The organism is Nocardia aurantia, assembly GCF_009604425.1.
Classification (GTDB): Bacteria; Actinomycetota; Actinomycetes; order Mycobacteriales; family Mycobacteriaceae; genus Nocardia; species Nocardia aurantia.
The window spans coordinates 57,386-79,724 of the sequence record NZ_WEGI01000022.1; the positions used below are offsets into that span (position 1 = coordinate 57,386).

Sequence of the window (22,339 nt, forward strand, 5' to 3'; positions counted from 1 at the left end):
TCAGGTGCGTTCGTAGAAGCAGTCGATGCGGCCGCGGCCGAGGGGATTCGCCGCGGCGGCGAGGATGTCACGGGGTTTGGCGACCTCCGGAAGGCGGCGGCCCGCGGAGGTGATCGGCTCGGCGAGGGCGAACAGCTGGAAAGCGTAGCGGTGCGGGCCGTGACCCTTGATCGGCGCCGGGCCGAGATAGCCGCGACCCATGCCGGACCGGAGCACCCGGACGCCCGGGACCGTGGTGCTCGCGCCCAGCGCGTCCTGCGGCAGGCCGGTCAGGGCCGGTTCCAGCAGGGCGACGCAGTGCACGAACGGGCGCGAGGTCGGTGCGTCGGGATCCTCGACGACGAGCAGTAACTGGGACGCCCGACCCGGCGCCTGCGACCAGGCCAGCGCGGGCGACAGGTCGGCGCCACCGGCCCGCTTGGCCGCGTGCACCGGCGGCAGCGGCTTCTCGTGGCCGAAGTCGGGGCTGGTGAGCTCGAATACGGTGCCGCCGGCCAGATTCGGCAGATTCCAGGCCAGGCCGTGCTCACCGGCGTGCCGGTTCCGCAGCAGGGTGCCGAGAACGGCCATCACGAAACTCCTCGGAAAGTGGGGATCAGAACTGTCGCGCGGCGGGAGACGGTCACCTCGGCCGTCACCGGGTCGGTCATATCGCCCCTCACATCGTCGGTGAGATTGTGCACGATCGGGCCTGCCCGCGACAGCGGCCGCGCGCCCGGCTGCCGCCGGCGGCCCGAATCGATGCTCCGCAAACTTCTGGTGAACATGTGTGGCCGAGCGCCGGCCGCGTACCGGACGACGTCCGCCCGGGTGCGGGAAGCGGGCGTCCGGGAGACTCGCGGCCGCGCGGGGCAGGGTTGCCGATCGCGCTGGCGCCGCTGCGGAAAACTCGTCGGCTGGCCCGCCCGCAGAGGTCGACTCGGGCGCCCCGAGCCGGTGACGCAGATCATATTGATAGCCGATGTCACCCAGTCCTGCGACATATCAGCTGATAGAGAATCAGACTTCCGGTAAGTTACCAGCCAGTTCACAAAGCCCTCGGCTACTGTGGGTGCGGCACATCTCACACGGTGATCGGCTTTACTGTTACCATCGGTCACCGATAGCTTCGATGTGGCAGTGTCGCCGATCACGAAAGAGTCCCGCTTTGATGCCCGAGATCCACCCCGCAGTCCGGAGTCGCGTATGGCGCCGGTGACTCGGGAACGCTCGAGCGCATCGGCCATCCGCATCGTTCGCAGGAATTTCTCCGCAACCATTCTGTCGTCGCTGCGCACCTTCGGCCGGGCGGTCGACATCGCCCGCGAATCGGTGTTCGGCGCACTCGGTGACATCGCGCGCGGCCGGTTCCAGTGGCGGGAAGCGGTGTTGCAGGCCTGGCGGCTGGTCACGGTCACGGCGATTCCGGCCGTACTCATCGCCATCCCGTTCGGCGTCATCGTCTCGGTGCAGGTCGGCAACCTCATCCACACCCTGGGCGCGGACTCGCTGCTCGGCGCGACCGGCGGCCTCGGCGTGATCAAACAGGGCGCACCCCTGGCCACCGGCTTCCTGCTCGGCGGCGCCGGCGCGGCCGCGATCGCCGCCGACCTCGGCGCGCGCACCATCCGCGAGGAGATCGACGCGCTGAACACCATGGGTATCAGCCCGATCCATCGCCTGGTGATCCCGCGGCTGGCGGCGATGCTGTTCGTCGCGCCGCTGCTCAACATCCTGATCATCTTCGTCGGCATCGTGGCCGGGTACGCGGTCGCCGTCGGCGGCCAGAACGTCACGCCGGGCAGCTACTGGGCCACCTTCGGCTCGTTCACCACGACCGCCGACGTGTGGGTGTCGCTGCTGAAGGCGGTGCTGTTCGGCTTCATCGTGGTGGTCGTGGCCTGCCAGCGCGGGCTGGAGGCCAAGGGCGGCCCGCGCGGCGTGGCCGACGCGGTCAACGCGGCCGTGGTGCTGTCGGTGGTCTCGATCGTCGTGGTGAACCTCGGCATCACCCAGGTAACCGAGATGTTCCTGCCCACGAGGCTGGTGTGAGATGACCGTCTCCGCCTACCGGCCCAAGGGCCTGGCCTGGGCCGGCCGCGTGTACCGGCGCCGGGGCCTGGTCCTCGCCCGCGTCGAATCGCTGGGCTTCGTGCTGTCGTTCGTGTGGCAGGTGCTGTCCTCGATTCCGGTGACGCTGAAGCGGTATCGCAACGAGACGCTGCGCATCATCTCCGACATGACCTGGGGGCGCGGCTCGGTCATCGTCGGCGGCGGCACCGTGCCGATGATGATCGTGCTGGGCGTGGTCATGGGCGCGTCGGTGGCCGTCGAATCGTTCACGCTGCTGAACATGCTGGGCATGGGCCCGGTGACCGGCATCGTCTCCGCCTACGCCACCACCCGGGAACTGGCCCCGATCATCGCGGCCATCGGATTCGCCGCCCAGGCCGGTTGCCGCATCACCGCGGAGATCGGGTCGATGCGGATCTCCGAGGAGATAGACGCGATCGAGTCCCTGGGCCTGCGCTCGGTGCCGTTCGTCGTCACCACCCGGGTGATCTCCGGCGCGATCTCGATCGTGCCGACCTTCCTGATCGGGCTGATCCTGTCGTACTTCGCCTGCCGCGGGCTGATCACGGTCGTGCACGGGCAGTCCGCCGGGGTCTACGATCACTACTTCTTCCAGTTCGTCTCCGGCTTCGACGTGATCGCCGCGGTGCTCAAGGTGGCCGTGTTCGCCACCGTCGTGATCCTGATCCACAGCTACTACGGGTTCTTCGCCACCGGCGGGCCGGAGGGCGTGGGGATCGCGTCCGGGCGCGCGGTGCGGGCCTCGTCGGTGGCGATCATCGCGCTGGACATGGTGCTCACCCTGCTGTTCTGGGGTGTCAACTCGACCGTCACGTTCACGGGGTAGCGCGATGCCGGGTTACGGGATGCCGGGAGTGGCCGTCGACAAGCGGCGGTCGATGCTGGTCGGGACCGTCGCGATCGCCGTCGTGGTGGCGGTCTTCGCCGCGGTGACGCTGTATCGCGAAGTGCGCGGGGACGATTCGCTGCGGGTCGCGCTGCACACCGAGCAGATCGGGGACGGCGTGCTCGCCGGGACGGCGGTGCGGGTGGACGGCGTCCAGGTCGGAACCGTCACCGACATCACCCCCGCCGACGGCGGCACCCAGCGAATCGGCTTGCGGCTGGACCGATCCCAGCTGCACGGCATCGACGACAGCATGCACGTCGACTACGCGCCCGCGAACCTGTTCGGGATCAGCGAGATCGAGCTGCGCCGCGGATCCGGCGGATCGCCGTTGCGTTCCGGCGGTGTCGTGGATCTGACCGGTGATCGTTCGGCGGCCGTCTTCGACGCCACCATGGGCGCCCTGCTGCGCAACCTGTCGCGGACCGGGGACGCGCTGCTGACTCCCCAACTCGCCACGGTGATCTCGCAACTCGCCGGCGATGTGCAGGCGTTCACGCCGCTGGTGCAGGCGATCATCTCGGTCGCCCAGACCATCACCGACAACCAGCGGATGCCGGCCTCGGATCTGGTGGGCCGGCTCGGGCCCGCCTTCGCCGGCGGCGGGCAGTTCGCGGGCGCGACCATCCAGGTACTGGATCTGTTGCGCAATATCCCACGGCTGCAACAGGATCGGTCGTCCTACGATGCCGGGGTGTCGACACTGACCGGGCAGTTGCTGCCCGGCCTGGCGGCCTTCGGCGGTGAGGCCGGACAGGAATTGTCCGGCGCCACAGACGCTCTCGCGCCGATCCTCACGATGCTGGCCCGGATGGTGCCGCAACCGCGGCAGTCCGGCGCCGATCTCGCCGAGTTGCTGCGGCGGCTGAACGCGGCGCTGCCGGACACCCCGAACGGGCCGGTGCTGAACACCGAGATCGACGTGCGCGGAGTTCCGGTGCTCGCGCCGCTGCTGGGAGGCGCCCGATGAAGGTCGGTGCGGCCCTGTGGCGACTGGGCCTGTTCGCGGTGGTGATGATCCTGGTGCTGACGGTGGTCTTCACCGCCATCAAGCGGCCGGTGTCCGGCCCCACCGAGGCACACGACGCGCTGTTCACCGACGCCAACGGGTTGAAGGTGGGCGACGACGTGCGGATGTACGGCGTGCAGGTGGGCAAGGTCGACGGCCTCCGGCTGGACGGCACGCTGGCGCGGGTTCGGCTGTCGCTGAAGACGAACACCCCGGTCTACGACAATTCGAAGCTGGCCATCCGCTACCAGAACCTCACCGGGCAGCGCTATGTCGACCTGCAACAGCAGCCACAACCCGGCGTGCGGCTGACGGCCGGCACGACCGTCGGCATCGATCACACCGTGCCGTCCTTCGACGTCACCAGCATGTTCAACGGCCTGAAGCCGGTGCTGGCCACCATCTCTCCGGAGGCGATCAATCAATTCAGCGCCAGCATGGTCGCGCTGATCGAGGGTGACGGCAGCGGGGTCGGGCCGGCGCTGGACGCCATCGAGAAGCTAGCCTCCTACGTCGAGGACCGGCAGCAGGTCATCGGCACCCTGATCCACAACATGTCCGACCTCTCGGACAGGGTCGGCGGCCGGGTGCACTACCTGGTGCCGCTGCTGGCCCGGCTCACCGACGTGTTCCAGGGCCTGCAGCAGAACATCGGTGGCCTGGCGCAGTTCGCGATGGCCGCGCCGTCGGTGCTCGGACCGCTGGACAGCCTGTTCACCGCGCTGGGCCTGGACACCGGTAGCGACGTGGACGCGTTGATCCGCAGGCTGTTTCCCGATCCGCAGGAGGCGGTCGACGTCTTCGGCAGGCTGCCCGGCCTGCTCGCCGGGGTCGACGCGGCCGTGCCGCACGGGCCGGCCGGCTGGAAGGCGCAGTGCAGCAAGGGTGTTGCCGATGTGCCGCCGGTGCTGCAGGTGCTGGTCTCCGGACAGCAGGTGGCGATATGCAACGGATGACAGTGCGGCGCAACGCGGCCGGCGCGATCCCGCGGCATCGGCGCGGGACCGCCGCGCCTGTCACGGCCGCCCGGACGGAACGCCGGCAGCTGCGGCTCGGGCTGATCGGCGCGGCGCTGGTCCTGGTGTGCGCGGTGGCGGCGGGCCTGCTGTATGTGGTGCCGTTCGGCAAGAAGACCTACACCGCGGAACTGTCCGAGGCGCAATCGGTGCAGACGGGCGACGATGTGCGCGTCGCCGGGATCATCGTCGGCAGCGTGAAATCGCTGCAGCTGAAACCGGATCGGGTGGTCATGCGGTTCACCGTCGACTCCGGGGTGTTCGTCGGGGACGAATCCACGCTGGACGTCCGGATGCTCACCGTGATCGGCGGCCACTACGTGGCACTGTTCCCCTCGGGCAGTAAACCGCTGGGCGGCAAGGCGATTCCGCCGGACCGGGTGCGGCTGCCGTACAGCCTGACCCAGACCTTCCAGGACGCGATCCGGCCGTTGCGGACCGTCGACGGAGATACGTTGCGGCGCAACCTGTCCGCGCTGGACTCCTCGATCGAGCAGGCGCCGGACGCGCTGCGCACCACCCTGGACACGGTCAACACGTATGTCGACGCGCTGAACCGCCAGCGCAGCCAGGTGTCGGCGGCCCTCTCGGTGGCCGACGAGTACGTCACCATGTACGACGGCGCCAAGACCGATCTGGGCCGGTTGATGGACAGCGTCAACCTCCTGGAGAACGTGCTCGTGGACAAGCGTGCCGAGCTGCGCGAGGGAATCCGGTTGCTGCAGGCCGTGATCGACCGCCTCGCCGCCCTCGCGCCGACCTGGAATTCCACGCTGGAGCCGAAACTGCGGGAACTCACCGACGCGTTGCCGCGACTGGAACAGCTCGGCGGACAGCTCGAGCCGGTGATCGGCACCGTCGCGGATCTGCGGGACAAGGTCCGGGGCTGGATGACGCCGGACGGCGTGACCGTCGATCAATCCGGGCAGACCGTGACCGCGCCCGCCGGCGCCGATCCGCTGGCCGCGCTGCCCGGCGTGTGCGTCCCGGTACCGGGGAGGGACTGCTGATGACGCCACTGCACCGGATGCTCGGCTCCCGCGCGTTCATGTCCCTCGCCGGCGCACTCGCGCTCGTACTGCTGGTCGGCGTCGGCTATCTCGTGATCTTCCAGCCCGCGAAGCGGACCGACTCCTATTGCGCGATCATGCCCGACAGCATCGGGTTGTACGTCGGCAATCAGGTGACCATGCGCGGCCTCCCGGTCGGCTCGGTCACCTCGATCGCACCGCGCAACGGGGCGGTGAAGGTCGAATTCGCCGTCGCCGCCGACAAACCCGTATACGCGGACGCCGGCGCGACCACGCTGTCCGACAGCGTCGTCGCCTCCCGGCAGCTCGCGATCGTGGCCGGCGGGCAGAACACCGCGCGGTGGGACCGCTCGCAGTGCCTCACGAAGACGCTGACCCCCAAGAGCATCACCGAGACCCTGAACGCGCTGGCCCAGCTGTCCGCGCAACTCGACGGACCCGACCAGGAGCATCCGGACGCGCTGGCCCGAGGGCTGTCCTCACTGAACGCCGCGACCACCGGCACCGGCCCGCAGATCAACGCGATCGTGCAGAAACTCAGCGGTGCGCTGTCCGCACCGGACGCTGACATCGCCCATCTGGCAGGCACTTTCGACGCGTTCGCCTCGGTGGCGAAACAGGTCGAACTGCACTGGGGCGATCTGACCACCATGCTGACCCGGCTGGCGCCCGTCCTGGACCAGGCCGGTGACGACCTGCTCGCCCCCGGCGCGCGGATCATGGACGGACTTCGCCAGGTGCTGCCCATGCTGAACGACCTGACCACCGCGTTCGGCGACCCGATCATGAAGGCCCTCGACGACACGGTGCCGCTGGTGAAGTTCCTGCGCGCCGACGTCGGCTCACTCGCTCAGATCATCTCGATGACACCGGCTCTGGCCCAGGCGTTCCGGACCGTGAGTGGATCCGGTATCGGTTACGCGCCGCCGAAAGTGGCGGTGCCACAGGCGAATGCCGATCAGGTGTGCGCGGTCGTGAACACCCTCGCCCCCGGGCGCTGCGACGCGACCGGCGGACTGGCGAAGGTCGACCTGGTGCCGCTGGTGCTCGGATCGGCAGGTGCGCGATGAGGATTCGCGGACGCCGGTGGGCGGCTGCCGCCGCGCTGGGAATGGCGGCAGTGCTGCCGGCGGCGGGCTGCGCCTTCGACCCGTCCTCGGTGCCGATGCCGGGTACCACGGTCTCGGGCCCGACCTACCGCCTGCACATCCAGTTCAGCAGTGCGCTGAACCTGCCGGCGCGGGCGAAGGTCATAGCCAACGGCGCGCAGGTCGGCACCGTGTCGGGGGTATCGGTGGTGCAACCGAGCGCGGGTGCCGCCGGTTATGTGGTGGTCGACGCCGACATCTCGAAATCGGTACGGCTGCCGGTGAACACGGTCGCGGAGCTGCGGCAGGACACGGTGCTCGGCGACATCCACGTCGGGCTCACCACTCCGACGAACGGATTCGGCGCACTGCTCGGCGAGGGCGGCACCATCACCCTCGAACACACCAAACCGCCGGTGCAACTGGAGGACACGATGGCCGCCATCGCCACCTTCACCCAGGGCGGTGCGGTCTCCCAGTTGCAGGACATCATCGGCAAACTCAACGCCGTGCTGCCGCGCGATCCGGCCGACACCGCGCGCATCTCGCGGACGCTCGGCGGCGACGCCGTCGATCTGGCGGCCCACCTCGATCAGGTCGATCTGCTGCTGAACGGCATCGGCTCGAATGCCGAAGTGCTGCACAACATCCAGCCCGAGCTGGACGACATCCTCAGTCAGCACTCGGTGGACGAGCTGAACGGTATCGCCGCCTCGATCATCGGCGTCTCCGGGATCTTCGGCGCCCTGGGACCGGTCGGCACCTCGCTGACCTGGCTGGCGCCGCTGCTCACCGGCGCCGACGGCGCGGTACAGGCGTTCGTGCCGCTGGTGGCCGGTGGCCGGCCACTGGACCTGAGCCGCCCCTCGAATCTGCAGGCCCTGCTGGAGCTGTTGCGGGACAAGGTCATCCCGTTCGTGGCGCACGGCCCGAAGGTGAACGTCACCGGCGTGCACACCGAGGACGCGGCCGGGGTCTCCACTCGGGACCAGACCGATTCGATGGTCTCGACCCTGCGGATGATCGGAGTGGTGCGATGAAACTCGGCACCCTCGCCTCGCTCGGCGGTATCGCGGCGATCACCGTCGTGAGCGCGAGCTACCTCACCTTCGGCGTGGTGCGCGCGGATCTGTTCGCCGACTACACCGACGCCACCATGGTGCTCACCAATTCCGGTGGGCTGGGAGTGAATTCGCCGATCCTGCTGACCGGGATCGAGGTCGGACGGGTCAGCGCGGTCCGTGCCACCGCCGCCGGCGTGGAGGTCGGGCTGCGGATCGACGCCGACCGCCGGGTGCCGACCGACAGCACCGTCACCATCGAGCACCTATCCGCGCTCGGCGAGCCGTACGTGGAATTCCGTCCCCGCACCGGCGCCGGACCGTACCTGCGCGCCGGGCAACGGCTCGCGACCGCGAATGTCCGTATGCCGCTGTCGATTCCGGATGTGGCGCGACTGGTCGCGAAGACCATCGATCAGCTGGATCCCGCGGTGATGACCTCGCTGGTCGGCACCGCGAGCCAGGCCCTCTCCGGCACCGACGGCGCCATCCCGAACCTGGCGCGCTCCGGTGACCTGCTGGCCGCGGCCATCATGAGCCGCAGCCCTCGAATCGCCGACCTGCTCAACAGTTTCCAGGCCGCCGCTGCCGACATGGACTGGGCCGGACCCGCGACCGGCGCGGCGGCCCCCGCCTTCGTGCGCTTCACCCGGACCCTGGACGACCTGGTCGCCGCCGTCGGCCGGCTGGTCGACGCCCAGCCGCCGCAGACCTACACCGACGGCAGCGGACTGGTCCCCTTCCTCGGCAAACTGACCGACGCGCTGCACCGACTCGGCCCCGAACTGCAACAACTGGGCCCGGCGCTGCAACCACTCGCGGACGCGACGGCCGGCGCGGCACCGAACCTGGATATTTCCACCCTGATCACGCAGGCCCTCGACGACGTCACCCCCGACGGCGCCGTGCGGCTGCGGGTCACCGTCAAGTAGGAACTGGAGGACCCGATGTCGGACGACATGGGAACCGAACCGAAGCGGGCAGTCGACGCGGCGGGGACCGTCGAGTCCTCCGCTCCCGCCGCGGTGACAGCCCCCGGGGCCGGCTCCGCACCGGAGCCCGCTCCCGCCGCGGAACAGCGCTCCACATCGGCGCCCGGTGCCGCCGGGGCGCGCACGGTCTCGCTGCGGCTGTCGACCGTATTGACCGGCGTCGTCGTGGTGGCGCTGCTGGCCCTGTCGGTGACCTTCGGCACGCTGTGGCTGTCCGCGCGCGGGGAACTGCACGACCGCGACGACACCCAGGCCGCGCAGCAGCACGCCCAACAGGTCGCCACCGACTATGCCGTCGGTGCGTCCACCATCAACTATCAGGACGTCAACTCTTGGCTGGCGAAGCTGAAGGCCAACACCAGTCCGCAGCTGTCCACCAAGTTCGACGCCACCGGCCCGAAATTGCAGCAGATCCTGGTCCCGCTGCAATGGACCTCCAGCGCCACCCCGATCGCGTCCACCGTGATCGGCGAGGACAACGGCGTCTACAAGGTGGACGTCTTCCTCAACGTCACCTCCACCAGCGCCCAGACCCCGGACGGCGCCCAGACCACCGTCACCTACACCGTGAACGTCGACCCGAACAGCGGCTGGAAGGTCACCGACGTCGGCGGTATGACGGGAGCGCTGCCGAAGCAGTGAGCGGCGCCGATCCGCACACACCGGATGCGCTTGCGCGACCGGGGTGTCCGGCCGCCGCACCGACCGGACGAATCCGGCGCCCCGAATGCCGGTGGCGTGTCGGGCGATTCGCTGGGGTGCCGGCTTCCGTGCTGCGGGTACCCTCGGACCCATGATGACCCGGCTCCGATCGCCGGCGCTGATGCTGTGCGCCGTGATCCTGTCCGGCTGGGCGATGGTCCTGCTGCCCGCGAGTGAACCGAACTCACTGCTCGCAGTGAGCGCCGCCGCATTGCTGGCCCTGGCGGTGGTCGCCGCCCGGCCCGGCCGTGCCGCGGCGCTACCCGTGGCCGTGTCCAGCGGCCCACCGGTGTCTGCGCAACGCAGACGACGCGGATCCTTTCTCCGACAGAGCAATCCGGGCACGGCGGGCAGAGCCCGCCCGAGAGCGCCGAGCAACGCGGGCTGACCACGCTGTGTGAGGTGGTCGGCGAAACCCGCTGCCCCTGTTCACTTCTCACCCGAAGCCCGGGTGCCTCTCGACGAGGTGTCGTCCCATGCTCGATTTCGTCTACTATCCCGTCTCCGCCGTGTTGTGGTTGTGGCACACCGGTTTCGCCACCGTCCTCGGAACCGCCGGCGGCGCGGCCTGGGTCCTGGCGATCGTCTTCCTGGTGGTCACGATCCGCGTGGCCCTCTACCGCCCGTTCCTGGCCCAGGTGAAGTTCTCCCGCACGATGGCGGTCCTGCAACCCCAGGTCCGCCGATTGCAGGCCGAATTCGCCCACGACCGTGAACGTCTCACCGCGGAAGTCCGTAAGCTTCAGCAACAGCACGAGTTCAACATCCTGCGCGCCTTCGCCCCCATGATCGTGCAACTACTGATCTTCCTGGGCCTCTACCACGTCCTGCGCTCCTTCGACCGCACCGGCCCCACCGCGAACCTCCTGTTCGGCCACCCGGCCACCCCGGCCCCTGGCCCGATCACCGCCAATTACGTCTTCGCCCCCGACCAGGTCCAGTCGTTCCTGCACGCGAAAATCCTGTCCGCCCCCCTCACCGCGACCCTGGCCACCTCGGGCGGCGCATTCGGCGCCGTGGCCGCCGTGGCCCTCCCCCTGATCGCGATCGCCGCCCTGGCCACCCACGCCACCGCTCGAGCCGCCGCCACCCGCCAGACCACCACCACGTCGCAGACCCGCCTGATCACCTGGATGACGATGTGGTTGTTCCCCCTCGGCACCGTCGTCGCGGGCCTGGTGATGCCGATCGGCATCCTGATCTACTTCGCCACCAGCAACATCTGGACCTTCGCCCAGCAGCACTGGGTACACCGCCGCCTGGGACCGATCCCGACCACGGTGCCGGCGGTCGAACCGCACGAGGACTGAACGAATCCTCGGACATATGTGTCCTGCTCGGCTGATGGCGCCTGTTCAGCTGTCGGAGGCGGGGCCGGCGACCAGATACTCCTTGAGGAGCACCGCACCGGGACCGAGCTCAGGAAATTCTCGATCGGCAGGAGCGCTGAGAAACGTGATTTTGATGTAGGTATCCGGATCCAGCCCGGCGAAGGGAGACAACGAGAACCGCTGCTTGATACCGAACCCGTCGAACAACTCGATCTCCATATCCGCACTACCGGAGACACCGAACTTGCGGGTGAGATTGGCCAGCGTCGGCGGGGCCGGAGCATCCTCGGCCAGCCGCAGAAAGTGACTGTTGGAGTCGGGATCACTCACCTCGGCGACGATCTGAATCTTGGTGATCAACGCTGTGTTCCTTCGCATCGTGGCGGGCAGGCGACCGTGGCCCCGCTCTCACCGAATGCCTGTGTGCCCGTGCGCTCCACGGACACACAGACTACTTCTCAGATCAGGAATGACCGAGCAGTACTCGCTGCTCGAGCCCGCCGCAATTCTCGATACCCCAGACCGAACCATCGGAGTATTTCTGCACCGCGACCGGCACGCACCCCGGGCCGACCCAGGTCGCGTCCACAGCTCGTACAGGCAGCGAGGTCGCTTGTGCGGACCCGACTGCCACAACACCCGCGACCCCGATTGCCGCGATCATGCCTACCGTCAACTTCTGCAATACGGTCATGGATCGATCCCTGTCTATCCACTGAACACAGAAAAAGGGGTATGACGATCAACTTCCCCCTCAGCGCGGCATTCGGCCACGCTGGATCGAACAATAGTTCTTCCGCTGGGGCGTGACAACCGCATTTGCGCGCAAACATGTTGGGGCGCTTGGGGTCCGTGCGCTGTCCGCGCAATGCGTGTCCGCGTATCCGCGCGGCATACGGAGTCCTTGCCGACTCGCTGCGATGTCCTCGGACGCGGCGAGCGGCCGGTGCGATTTGCTACCGGCCGCTCGTCGCGGGTGATCGGCGTTCAGCGGGGTGCGGTCGCTCGGGTGCAGGCCGAGGTGAGGCGGTCACCGTTCCGTGTCCGGGCGTGCTCGCCGATCGGCGCGCCCGGGTCGGCGGGGTGGGTGGCGACCACCGCTGCGACGGTGAGGATTTGATCCAGGTCGACGCCCGCGGCGGCCAGCCGGGCGATGATGCCCAGCCGGCGTTCCGGGCCGTCCGGCCGGATCGACACCTCGTGCCGGCCACGTTGCGCGACGAAGACGCGTTGCCGCGTGTCGTAGCGCATGGCGAGGCCGTCCCGCATGGCCCGGTAGGCATCCACGTCCAGGTCGCGATCACGATCCGGATCGATCATCAGCGCGGCGATGTGCCGTTCTGCCTGCTCGATCAGGATCGGCCCGGCCTGGCCGAAGTACCGAGCCCGCTGCGCCACCCGTTCCCGATATTCCGCGACAGGGCCACGCAACAACTCCCGGTGCCGTTCGGCCACAGTGGCCACCCGGTCATCGGCATCGGACGTCGAGTGCAGCTCGGACATGGTGTACACGCCTTTCGTGTGGTTGCTGATTACTTTGTGGTGCAACCTGATCGGCGTCCGATGCACATGAGTGTGCCAGAGGGGTACGACAAGTTCGGGTGGCTGAACGGGATCGCCCGGCTTCGTCCCTTGATCCGAATCCTGGACCGATCGCCTCACCCCGGAATCGAGGCAGACCGGATCGCCCGAATCCTGCTCGACTGCACGGGCACCCGCGACGAGATCGCCGCGGGCACACGGCGGAGGCCGCCTGGACCACGGGCCGGATCCTCCAGATCAACGGCGGCACCCTGCTCGGCCGCGGCTGATTCCGCCGCGGCGGGCGGGTACGGTCACGGCGCGGTTTCGACTGTGCCGGAGGCGGTTGTCGTGGGCGCCGAACCCCAGCCCGCGTGCGCCTCCGCGCGCATGCGGTCGACCATGTGGGGGTAGTGGAGTTCGAAAGCCGGGCGTTCGGAGCGGATTCGGGGGAGTTCGTGGAAGTTGTGGCGGGGTGGGGGGCTGGTGGTGGCCCATTCGAGGGAGTTGCCGTAGCCCCAGGGGTCGTCGGCGGTGGCGAGTTCGCCGTAGCGGTAGCTCTTGAAGACGTTCCAGACGAAGGTGATCATCGACAGGCCCAGGACGAACGAGCCGATCGTGGAAATCGTGTTGAGCGTGGTGAATCCGTCGGTGGGAAGGTAGTCGGCGTAGCGGCGGGGCATGCCCTCGGCGCCCAGCCAGTGCTGGACGAGGAAGGTGAGGTGGAAGCCGAGGAAGGTGGTCCAGAAGTGGATGCGGCCGATGCGTTCGTCGAGATAGCGGCCGGTCATCTTGGGGAACCAGAAGTAGATTCCGCCGAAGGTGGCGAAGACGATGGTGCCGAAGAGGACGTAGTGGAAGTGGGCGACGACGAAATAGGTGTCGGAGACGTGGAAGTCCACCGGCGGGCTGGCGAGGAGGACGCCGGTCAGGCCGCCGAAGAGGAACGTCACGATGAAGCCCAGTGACCAGAGCATGGGGGTTTCGAAGGTGAGGGTGCCGCGCCACATCGTCCCGATCCAGTTGAAGAACTTGACGCCGGTGGGTACCGCGATCAAGAACGTCATGAACGAGAAGTACGGCAGCAGAACGGATCCCGTCGCGTACATGTGGTGGGCCCAGACCGCGATCGACAGGGCCGCGATGGCCAGCGTCGCGTAGACCAGTGTGGTGTAACCGAACAGCGGTTTGCGGCTGAACACCGGGAGGATCTCGGTGATGATGCCGAAGAACGGCAGCGCCACGATGTACACCTCGGGATGGCCGAAATACCAGAACAGATGCTGGAACAGGATCGTGCCGCCGGTCGCCGGATCGTAGATGTGGCCGCCCAGATGACGATCGAAGGCCAGCGCCATCAGCGCCGCGGTCAGGATCGGGAAAGCCAGCAGCACAAGGACACTGGTGACCGCGATGTTCCAGGTGAAGATCGGCATCCGGAACATCGTCATGCCGGGACAGCGCAGGCACACCACAGTGGTGAGCATGTTCACGCCGCCGAGGATGGTGCCGACGCCGGACACCACGAGGCCCATGATCCACAGATCGCCGCCGACCCCGGGGGAGTGCGCGGCCTCGCTGAGCGGGGTGTAGGCCGTCCAGCCGAAATCGGCTGCGCCGCCGGGAGAGACGAAGCCCGCCGTCGCGATGGTCGCGCCGAACAGGTAGAGCCAGTAGCTGAACGCGTTGAGCCGTGGGAAGGCCACGTCGGGGGCGCCGATCTGCAGCGGCAGAATGCAATTCGCGAAGCCGAACACGATCGGGGTGGCATAGAACAGCAGCATGATGGTGCCGTGCATCGTGAACAGCTGGTTGAACTGCTCCGGTGACAGGAACTGCAGGCCGGGGCGGGCCAGCTCCGTGCGCATCAGCAGGGCCATCAGGCCGCCGATCAGGAAGAACGCGATCGAGGTGACGATGTACATTACGCCGAGCAGCTTCGGATCGGTGGTGGTGACCACGTCCCAGATGTAGGCGCCCTTCGGCCTGCCCCGCGGGGGGTACGGTCTGGTGGATTCGAGTGCCGGTCCCTGCGGTGGTGCTGTGGTCACGGATCCGCTCCCGGTTCGCCGCACTGTGGTTCGTGTCCAACGACTTTCGAGTGTGGCACCGGAGGAAGATCAAGTGGGCGGAATGCCGCGGGCCGCGATGTCGCCGCCGAGTCGCCCGGGTCGCGGTTGGATCACGACCCCGGGCGGGGGATGCGGGTCGAGAGTACGGTGTTGGCGATAGCTGGAGATTCGCTATGCCTTTCCGTCGTGCCGGCATCTTTTTCACGGGCCGGGTAAGGCGCACGGCCCGCGACGCCGACGACCTGACGAGGTGGACATGACCGCAGCGTGGCCCGGATCCTTCGGATCGTTCGACGACATCTTCAACCGGTTCTTCGGGCCGGGAATGTCCGGGCAGCCCCCGGTGCAGCGCATCGACGTCGGCCGGCTGCTCAGCGACAACGCCAAGACGGTCGTCGCCAAGGCCCGCGACGCGGCGCAGGAGTGGGGCAACGCGGAGATCACCCCCGAGCATCTGCTCTACGCGGCCGCGCAGGTCCAGCCCTCGCGCAGCGTCATCGCCCGGCTCGACCTCGATCCCGACAAGGTGAGCGCGCAGATGCGCGGCGCCGCCGGTAGCGGGCAGGCCACCGCCACGACCACCGGCGACGGCGTGGTGCTGAGCCCGGCGGCGAAGCTGGCCCTGCGCAACGCGCAGCGCACCGCCGCCGAGGCGGGCAGCAGCTACATCGGGCCGGAACATCTGCTGGTCGGCATCGCCGACAACCCGGAGAGCCCGGCCGCCCAAGCGCTCGGCGGCGCAAAACTGCCGGTCGCCGAGGGCAACCGTCGCCCCAGCGACACCCCCACCCTCGACGAATACGGCCGCGACCTGACCGCCGAGGCGCGTGCCGGCAAGGTCGATCCGGTGGTCGGCCGCGCCCAGGAGATCGAGCAGACCGTGGAGATCCTCTCCCGGCGGCGCAAGAACAATCCGGTGCTGATCGGCGATCCCGGCGTCGGCAAGACCGCCATCGTCGAGGGACTCGCGCAGCGCATCGTCAACGGGGATGTGCCGAGCACCCTCGCCGACCGGCGCGTCGTCGCCCTCGACGTCGGCTCCCTGGTGGCGGGCAGCAAATACCGCGGCGAATTCGAGGAACGGCTCACCAAGGTCCTGGACGAGGTGCGGGAGCACTCCGACGAACTGGTGATCTTCATCGATGAGCTGCACACCATCGTCGGCGCCGGATCCGGCGGCGAGGGTTCGATGGATGCCGGAAATTTGCTCAAACCCGCGCTGGCCCGTGGCGAACTGCACGCGATCGGCGCCACCACCATCGACGAGTACCGGAAGTACATCGAGAAGGACGCCGCACTGGAACGCCGTTTCCAGCCGGTGCTGGTGTCCGAGCCGTCGGTGCTCGACACCATCGAGATCCTGCGCGGCCTCGTGGACGTGTACGAGGAACATCACCAGGTCCGCTACGAAGACGAGGCGCTGATCGCCGCCGCCGAGCTGTCCGATCGCTACATCACCGACCGGTTCATGCCCGACAAGGCGATCGACCTGGTCGATCAGGCCGGCGCGCGGGTCCGGCTGCGCACCCGGATGCCGGAACCCGATCTGCGTGCGGCGGAGCAGGAGCTGGCCCGGCTGCGACGGGAGAAGGACGCCGCCGTCGCCGACGAGGACTACACCCGCGCCGACGAATTGAAGGCAGAGATCGTCAGCGCCGAGGATCGGGTGGACCACATCGAGAACGCGGCCTCGCCGACGGTCACCGTACAAGATGTGGCAGAGGTGATCTCGCGGCAGACCGGTATCCCGGTCGCCGAACTCACCGTGGAGGAACGGGAACGGCTGCTGCGTTTGGAAGATGTGTTGCACCGCCGGGTGATCGGGCAGGACGAGGCGATCGTCGCCGTCGCCGAGGCGGTGCGGCGCGCTCGCTCCGGGATGAAGGATCCGAATCGGCCGATCGGCTCGTTCCTGTTCCTCGGCCCCACCGGGGTCGGCAAGACCGAACTCGCGAAAGCGCTGGCGGAGGCGGTGTTCGGCGACGAGGACCGGATGATCCGGTTCGACATGAGCGAATTCCAGGAGAAGCACACCGTCTCGCGGCTGGTCGGCGCCCCGCCGGGATACATCGGCTACGACGATGCCGCGCAGCTCACCGATCGCGTTCGGCGCCAGCCCTATTCGGTGATCCTGTTCGACGAGGTGGAGAAGGCGCATCCGGACGTGTTCAACGTGCTGTTGCAACTGCTCGACGACGGCCGGGTCACCGACGCGAAGGGCCGCACCGTCGACTTCAAGAACACCATCGTCATCATGACCAGCAACATCGGCTCCGACATGATCCTGAATGCCCCTGCGGGCAACCTGGATTCGTTGATGCCGAAGCTGATGGACCGGCTGCGGGCCCACTTCCGCCCCGAATTCCTCAACCGTATCGACGAGACGATCGTGTTCCACCGGCTCGACCGCGACGAACTGCGCCACATCGTGGACCTCGTGCTCGACGGCCCCCGGCGGCGGCTGCGTGCCCAGGACATTGCGATGGACGTCACCGATCGGGCCCGGGACTGGCTGGCGGACAACGGATATCAGCCAGAATTCGGTGCGCGCCCGTTGAAGCGCACGGTGCAGAAGGAGCTGGAGAACCGGGTCTCGCGGCTGGTGCTCGGCGGCGAGATCGGCGACGGCGACACCCTACGGGTGGACGCCGACGATTCCGGCCTGCTGGTCAGCGTGGTGTCACCGAAGACCGGCCGGCAGAAGTCGGTGGCCGCGGTGCCGGGCCGGGGGCGTGACGGCCTCGGCACCCGCGGCAAGCAGGACACCGGCGCGAAGGATTCCGAGAAGGCCCGCGCGGGAACCTCGTCCAAGGACGGCTGATTCCGCCGTCCGGACCCGGTCGCGGCATCGGGACCGGCGCGGCCGGTGCGGGGATCGGCGGGCTCGTCGGGGGCCCGCCGGTCCCCGGGCCGGCCGCGTTCAGTCGTTCCCGGCCCGTTCCGGCGATCCGTCCAGCGCGTCGATCTCCGGCTCCGACATGCCGAGCAATCGCGACAACACCTCGCGGGTGTGCTCACCCAGATCGGGCCCGACGTTGCGGATCGGCAGCGACCGATCCCCGATCACCGGGACGATTCCCGGGAATCCGACCGACTTCGGCTCCGCCGCACCGACATCCACGGTGAAGTTCTGAATCATGTTGCGCGCTTTGTACTGTTCGTCCTCGACGATGTCCGCGGCGGTGTAGATCGGCCCGCAGGGAATGCTCGCCGCCTCCAGGATGCGCAGCGCCTCGTCCCGGGTGCGCCGGCGGGTCCACTCCGCGATCGAGGCGTCCAGCCGTTCACGGTTGCGCCACCGCCCCGCGTTGTCCGCCAGCTCGGGATCCGTTGCCAGATCGGGCCGTTCGATCACCTGCATGTAGCGCTGGAAGATGGCGTCTCCGTTGCCGCCGATGATGACGCTGAGCCCGTCGCCACACGGATAGGCATTGCTCGGCGCGATACCCTCCATCCGGCCGCCGACCCGTTCCCGCTGGATCCCGTAGGCGAGATAATCCGGCACCAGCGATTCCATCACGGAGAGAATGGATTCGTTGAGCGCGACGTCGATGATGCGCTGCGGCAACGGAATCGGCGCCTCGGTCCGGCCGCGCCGGAACAGGGCCATCACCGTCCCGAACGCGGCATAGATCCCCGCGATCGAATCGCCGATCGACACCCCGACCCGTACCGGCGGCCGATCGGGATCGCCGACCAGTTCGCGCAGCCCGCCGACCGCCTCCGCCACGGCCGCGAACCCCGCCCGCTGTGCCAGCGGCCCGGTCTGCCCGTACGCGGAGATCCGCGTGATCACGAGTTCCGGATTCGCCGCGCTCAGCACCTCCGGCCCGAGCCCCCACTTCTCCAGCATCCCCGGCCGGAAGTTCTCCAGCAGCACATCGCACTGCCGGACCAGATCCAGCACGATCCGCCGCCCGGCGTCGGTCCGCAGATCGAGCACGATCGACTTCTTGTTCCGGTTGACCGTCCGGTACAGCATCGAGGTGTCGCCGCCGTACAGCCGCCAGTTCCGCAGCTCGTCCCCGGTCTTCGGCCGCTCCACCTTGATCACCTCGGCCCCGAAATCGCCGAGGATCCGGCCCGCGGTGGGTGCCGCGATGTAGTTCCCCAACTCCAGCACCCGCACGCCTGCCAGCGGCAACGAGCTGGGATCGGGCTGGGGAGCGCTGGGGGGCTGGGTCTCGATCACGGGTGACACCCTAGTGTCGCCGGTGACCAGGGCCGCCCGTGCCCCGGGCCGGTTCCGGCACTGCCGTACCGGAAGAGCGGCGGCGGGTCGAACCGGATCGCCGGATACCCGAAGGCACATCTCCTGCGCTGTGTCGGGCTCGAGCGCTGGAGTTGACCGCTCGCCGCCGGGATTCTGCCCGCGCTCCGGCCTCGGGTCCCGAATCCGCCGGACTCGCTACGACGGTGGAGTCAGCGCCAGGTATGCGGTGCTCCACAGTTGGGCCGCATCGGATTCCGTGATGTCGCCCTGCTGGGAACCGAACGGGACGGGCTGGTAACGGTTTTCGGCGTACCGCCAGCCCCACAATTCGGAATTGTGCATGTCGCGGACGGCATCGATCGATCGCCAGAGAGTGCGGCGGGCAGTCTCGAGGTGATCGCGGACCACGGGCGGAAGATCCGGGCGGCGCAACTGGCGGTCGAGACCGGCCGCGAATGCCGCTTGCACCCAGGACCATACGACCGTGCCGTGATAGTCGTGGGTCGTGAAATGGGCCTGGAGGTCCGGGTCGGCGAACACCGGATCGGCCACGACCGGACCGGCTCCGGTCATCAAGCCGAGTGGGAAGGGGCGGATCATCGTGGTGACTTCGGCGTCCAGATCCGCGGGCGACGGTGTGCCGTAGAGCAGATCGAGCACCGAGTCGGAATGCAGGACGGGTACCGGCGTGCCGTCGGCGGCGAGCGCGAGGGCCGGGAACGAGATCGGATCCGGCCCGAGTGCCGCCAGCGCGTCGGTCACGGGGACGCCGATGTTGTCGGCGTACGCGGTGAGAGCCGTCCGCGCGCGCTCCGGATCGATCGTGACCGTGAACAGTTTCGGCGCCTCGGCCCGCCATACCGCCGCTTCGCCGGCCGCGTGAGACATCAGGACTCGATCCTCCTGCGTCAGATAGGGATCGAGCAGCCCGCTGGCGAGCAGTCGGGCAGCCGCTTCCAGCGCAGCGGGGACCAGAACGGCGTCGACATCGTACGGGTAGCGCCCGCCGCCCAAACCCGTTGTGCTGTCGCGCCATTCACCGGCATCGTGGCCGGGTTGCAAGGAGATCAGTGTCTCGCGTGCGGGACCGGTCGCGAACGGCTGAGCGCTCGTGACCGCGAGCCGCAGGTTGCGCACGAGGGCCGCACCGATCGAGGTCGCGGGGCCGCCGGAAGCCGTATCCGATCGCAGGAATGCCGCGGCCCGGTCCGCGGCAGTGGGCTCGTCGAGCAGGTATCCGGCCACCGTCGGCGCCAGCAGATAACTCTCGTCCACCATGCTGTAGTCGAAAATCGGTGTGTCCGTGAGTGTTCCGTCCCGCTCACGGTGTGCCAGCACGGCGTACTCACCGACGCTCTCCTCGTGCGCGACGGTGCCGTCCGGGGCCAGCCGCGCGAGCACCGAACGCAACCCGGCCTCGATCGCGTCACCGGCCAGCACGGGCGACAGCAGTCTCAGCGAAATCAAGGTGTCGCGGCCGAAATACGTATCGAACCGCCACGACCCGGCCAGGAACTTCTCCCGGTACCCGAGGAAACCCAGCGTGTCGATCGCGCCGTCCAGCTTGCGTTCCCGGCCGTTCAGCAGTTCACCGGCCAGCGGCGACAGCGGTGGTTCGCCGCTGGCCGCCTCGACCCGCACTGTGATCCGCCCGTCCGCACCGGCGGTGATCACCCCCGCTGGGGACACCCGCCCGCCGAGCACCCGCATACTGAGCCGGTAGCCCGGTGCGCCGTCGAGACGATCGCGCGCCCAGATCATCGTGTCGTCCGAGATCGACGGTGCCGCAGCCACTCCGGCAGGCAGCCGACCGTCCTCCTCATAGTCGCGCAATACCCGCACGCTGGACAGGACGCCCTCCCGCGGATGCAGTTCCGCGGCCGCGATCGAGGCCACGAACGCCATCCCGTGCAGCGCTCGCCCGTGAGAATCGTTGTGCTGGTACGCCTTCGGCACCTCGTCGAGCACCCAGTCGGCCGATACGGAAAGCCGGTCGAACCACACCCCGGTCCCGCTGTTGCCCGCCGGAAACGCCACGAGCAGGCGAGGTTCGGTGCCGGACCGCAGCACCAGATGCCCCGCTGTCACGCCGTCGCGCAGAAAGTAGTTGAGGTTGAGCCCTTCTCGCACCTCGAACCGCGACTCCGGGCCGTCTGCCCGCACCCCACACCCCGCGGTCAGGACGAGGGCTCCCGTGAGCCCCGCCACCGCGATCCGGCTGCCGATCCGACCCACCGACACGAGGGCACAGGGTAGACGGGCGAACTGGTAGGCGGAGGGAAGCGCGGGTGTGCCGGGCGAGTCGTGAGGACGATCCGCGTCACGCGTCTGTGCCAGGCTGGGTGTTGGCCCTGGCGCAGGATGAGTTCGGTGTAGGTGCCGGGACAGGTCGCGGCGGCGTGGTCGGCCGTCAGCGGCACCGCGTGAAACGGGTTCGTGTCGAGTCGGAGTTCGCGCTTGTAAGTTCACGTGAACCACGTGTGAACTGGGTATAAGGACTGAGTCATATGCGCCATCTGCTTGCCCGTCGTTTCGAGCTATGAGCTGAGCTGCTCGGACATTACGCTGGGGGCCATGGTGGGACGGGACGGAACCGAGACTGAGGCGGTGGTCGCGCTACTCCGTCGTGGCGGCGTCGAGAAGGCCGGTCGCGAGTTGGTGCAGGCGACGATGCAGGGACAGTCCGCACTGTCTGTGCTAGCCGCGCGTCTCGGGCCCCCCGACCTCATCTGCGATCCGGTTGCGGATGCTCTTCACCGGGCCGACCAAGAGGTCGCTGAGTGGGAGCGCGACGGCATCGAGGTCATTTCACTCAAGGACACACGCTATCCGAACCGCCTTCGGGACGTTTTCGATCGACCGGCGCTGCTGTTCGCGCGTGGGACAGTTGTCCCGGACGATCTCGGGGCGGCGATCGTCGGTTCCCGCAATGTCAGTCCTGTGGGCCGTGCCGCCGCCGAAGCGTTGGCGGTCGGTCTGGTCGAACGTGGGCTCACCGTTGTCTCAGGTCTGGCTGCCGGGGTCGACACCGCGGCGCACAACGCTGCGATCCGGGCTGGTGGACGGACGGTCGCCTTCGTTGGTACGGGCATCCGCAGGCACTTCCCGCCGCAAAATCGGGAGCTGCATCGAGAGGTTGCCGCGCACGGGGCCGTCTTCTCACAGTTCTGGCCGGACCAGCCCCACGACAAGACAACATTCCCGCAGCGCAACGGCAGGGACTGCTGCAGGATCCGGTGACAGTTTCGGTCACGCGGCCTGACTGGCCGGTGTGGTCATGATGACCTCGTACTCGACCGGCGTCAAACGACTCAGACGGGCCTGCCGGCGTCGACGGTGATATG

The 22,339-nt window shown here is 68.4% G+C and carries 20 protein-coding genes; 13 read left to right on the forward strand and 7 right to left on the reverse strand.

What is annotated here, in order from left to right; genetic code table 11:
- Entirely contained in the window at positions 1–570 is a 570-nt protein-coding gene (locus tag NRB56_RS36460; protein ID WP_153348921.1) for a YbhB/YbcL family Raf kinase inhibitor-like protein, read from the reverse strand.
- A 615-nt stretch (positions 571–1,185) separates the two neighbouring features.
- Here NRB56_RS36460 and NRB56_RS36465 point away from each other — a divergent pair.
- From NRB56_RS36465 to yidC, 11 genes are all read left to right on the forward strand, one after another.
- Positions 1,186–2,031: an MlaE family ABC transporter permease gene (locus tag NRB56_RS36465; protein ID WP_153348922.1), complete on the forward strand. Its 846-nt coding sequence runs from the start codon at positions 1,186–1,188 to the stop codon at positions 2,029–2,031.
- Between the two features lies 1 nt (position 2,032).
- On the forward strand, positions 2,033–2,899 hold the full coding sequence (locus tag NRB56_RS36470) for an MlaE family ABC transporter permease (RefSeq protein ID WP_153348923.1): 867 nt from the start codon (positions 2,033–2,035) through the stop codon (positions 2,897–2,899).
- Between the two features lie 4 nt (positions 2,900–2,903).
- Positions 2,904–3,929 carry an MlaD family protein gene (locus NRB56_RS36475; protein ID WP_153348924.1) on the forward strand — a complete coding sequence of 342 codons (1,026 nt, stop codon included), beginning with the start codon at positions 2,904–2,906 and terminating at the stop codon, positions 3,927–3,929.
- Complete coding sequence (locus NRB56_RS36480; RefSeq protein WP_153348925.1) at positions 3,926–4,924, forward strand: MlaD family protein; 999 nt, start codon at positions 3,926–3,928, stop codon at positions 4,922–4,924. Before NRB56_RS36475 ends, NRB56_RS36480 begins: the two co-directional genes overlap by 4 nt.
- Positions 4,912–5,994, forward strand: a complete 1,083-nt coding sequence (locus NRB56_RS36485) for an MlaD family protein (protein ID WP_227838632.1) — start codon at positions 4,912–4,914, stop codon at positions 5,992–5,994. Before NRB56_RS36480 ends, NRB56_RS36485 begins: the two co-directional genes overlap by 13 nt.
- On the forward strand, positions 5,994–7,085 hold the full coding sequence (locus NRB56_RS36490; protein WP_153348926.1) for an MlaD family protein: 1,092 nt from the start codon (positions 5,994–5,996) through the stop codon (positions 7,083–7,085). Before NRB56_RS36485 ends, NRB56_RS36490 begins: the two co-directional genes overlap by 1 nt.
- On the forward strand, positions 7,082–8,143 hold the full coding sequence (locus NRB56_RS36495; protein ID WP_227838633.1) for an MlaD family protein: 1,062 nt from the start codon (positions 7,082–7,084) through the stop codon (positions 8,141–8,143). Before NRB56_RS36490 ends, NRB56_RS36495 begins: the two co-directional genes overlap by 4 nt.
- The gene (locus NRB56_RS39950; RefSeq protein ID WP_153348927.1) at positions 8,140–9,096 is read left to right on the forward strand and encodes an MlaD family protein; all 957 of its coding nucleotides are present in this window, start codon (positions 8,140–8,142) and stop codon (positions 9,094–9,096) included. Before NRB56_RS36495 ends, NRB56_RS39950 begins: the two co-directional genes overlap by 4 nt.
- Positions 9,097–9,111: 15 nt before the next feature.
- On the forward strand, positions 9,112–9,798 hold the full coding sequence (locus NRB56_RS36505) for a hypothetical protein (protein WP_153348928.1): 687 nt from the start codon (positions 9,112–9,114) through the stop codon (positions 9,796–9,798).
- A gap of 151 nt (positions 9,799–9,949) precedes the next feature.
- Entirely contained in the window at positions 9,950–10,246 is a 297-nt protein-coding gene (locus tag NRB56_RS36510; protein ID WP_153348929.1) for a DUF6412 domain-containing protein, read from the forward strand.
- An 88-nt stretch (positions 10,247–10,334) separates the two neighbouring features.
- A complete protein-coding gene (yidC, locus tag NRB56_RS36515) occupies positions 10,335–11,168 on the forward strand; it encodes a membrane protein insertase YidC (protein WP_153348930.1) in 834 nt (277 codons plus the stop codon).
- Between the two features lie 45 nt (positions 11,169–11,213).
- Here the strand turns inward: yidC and NRB56_RS36520 are convergent, their stop codons facing one another.
- From NRB56_RS36520 to ctaD, 4 genes are all read right to left on the reverse strand, one after another.
- Positions 11,214–11,549: a hypothetical protein gene (locus tag NRB56_RS36520; RefSeq protein WP_153348931.1), complete on the reverse strand. Its 336-nt coding sequence runs from the start codon at positions 11,547–11,549 to the stop codon at positions 11,214–11,216.
- Positions 11,550–11,652: 103 nt separating this feature from the next.
- A complete protein-coding gene (locus NRB56_RS36525) occupies positions 11,653–11,883 on the reverse strand; it encodes a hypothetical protein (protein WP_153348932.1) in 231 nt (76 codons plus the stop codon).
- Between the two features lie 293 nt (positions 11,884–12,176).
- Positions 12,177–12,692: a hypothetical protein gene (locus tag NRB56_RS36530; RefSeq protein ID WP_153348933.1), complete on the reverse strand. Its 516-nt coding sequence runs from the start codon at positions 12,690–12,692 to the stop codon at positions 12,177–12,179.
- A gap of 332 nt (positions 12,693–13,024) precedes the next feature.
- Positions 13,025–14,761 carry an aa3-type cytochrome oxidase subunit I gene (gene ctaD, locus NRB56_RS36535; RefSeq protein WP_319944054.1) on the reverse strand — a complete coding sequence of 579 codons (1,737 nt, stop codon included), beginning with the start codon at positions 14,759–14,761 and terminating at the stop codon, positions 13,025–13,027.
- A 277-nt stretch (positions 14,762–15,038) separates the two neighbouring features.
- Between ctaD and NRB56_RS36540 the strand changes: the two genes are divergently transcribed.
- On the forward strand, positions 15,039–17,603 hold the full coding sequence (locus tag NRB56_RS36540; RefSeq protein ID WP_153348934.1) for an ATP-dependent Clp protease ATP-binding subunit: 2,565 nt from the start codon (positions 15,039–15,041) through the stop codon (positions 17,601–17,603).
- A 99-nt stretch (positions 17,604–17,702) separates the two neighbouring features.
- On the opposite strand, the gene NRB56_RS36545 is transcribed toward NRB56_RS36540, so the two are convergent.
- Together NRB56_RS36545 and NRB56_RS36550 are read right to left on the reverse strand one after the other, a co-directional pair.
- On the reverse strand, positions 17,703–18,974 hold the full coding sequence (locus NRB56_RS36545; RefSeq protein WP_319944055.1) for a CaiB/BaiF CoA transferase family protein: 1,272 nt from the start codon (positions 18,972–18,974) through the stop codon (positions 17,703–17,705).
- Between the two features lie 216 nt (positions 18,975–19,190).
- Positions 19,191–21,236 carry a hypothetical protein gene (locus NRB56_RS36550; RefSeq protein ID WP_319944056.1) on the reverse strand — a complete coding sequence of 682 codons (2,046 nt, stop codon included), beginning with the start codon at positions 21,234–21,236 and terminating at the stop codon, positions 19,191–19,193.
- A gap of 333 nt (positions 21,237–21,569) precedes the next feature.
- Here NRB56_RS36550 and NRB56_RS36555 point away from each other — a divergent pair, with 333 nt between their 5' ends.
- Positions 21,570–22,235, forward strand: coding sequence for a DNA-processing protein DprA (locus tag NRB56_RS36555; RefSeq protein ID WP_153348935.1), 666 nt, complete (start codon positions 21,570–21,572; stop codon positions 22,233–22,235).
- Positions 22,236–22,339 lie beyond the last annotated feature (104 nt).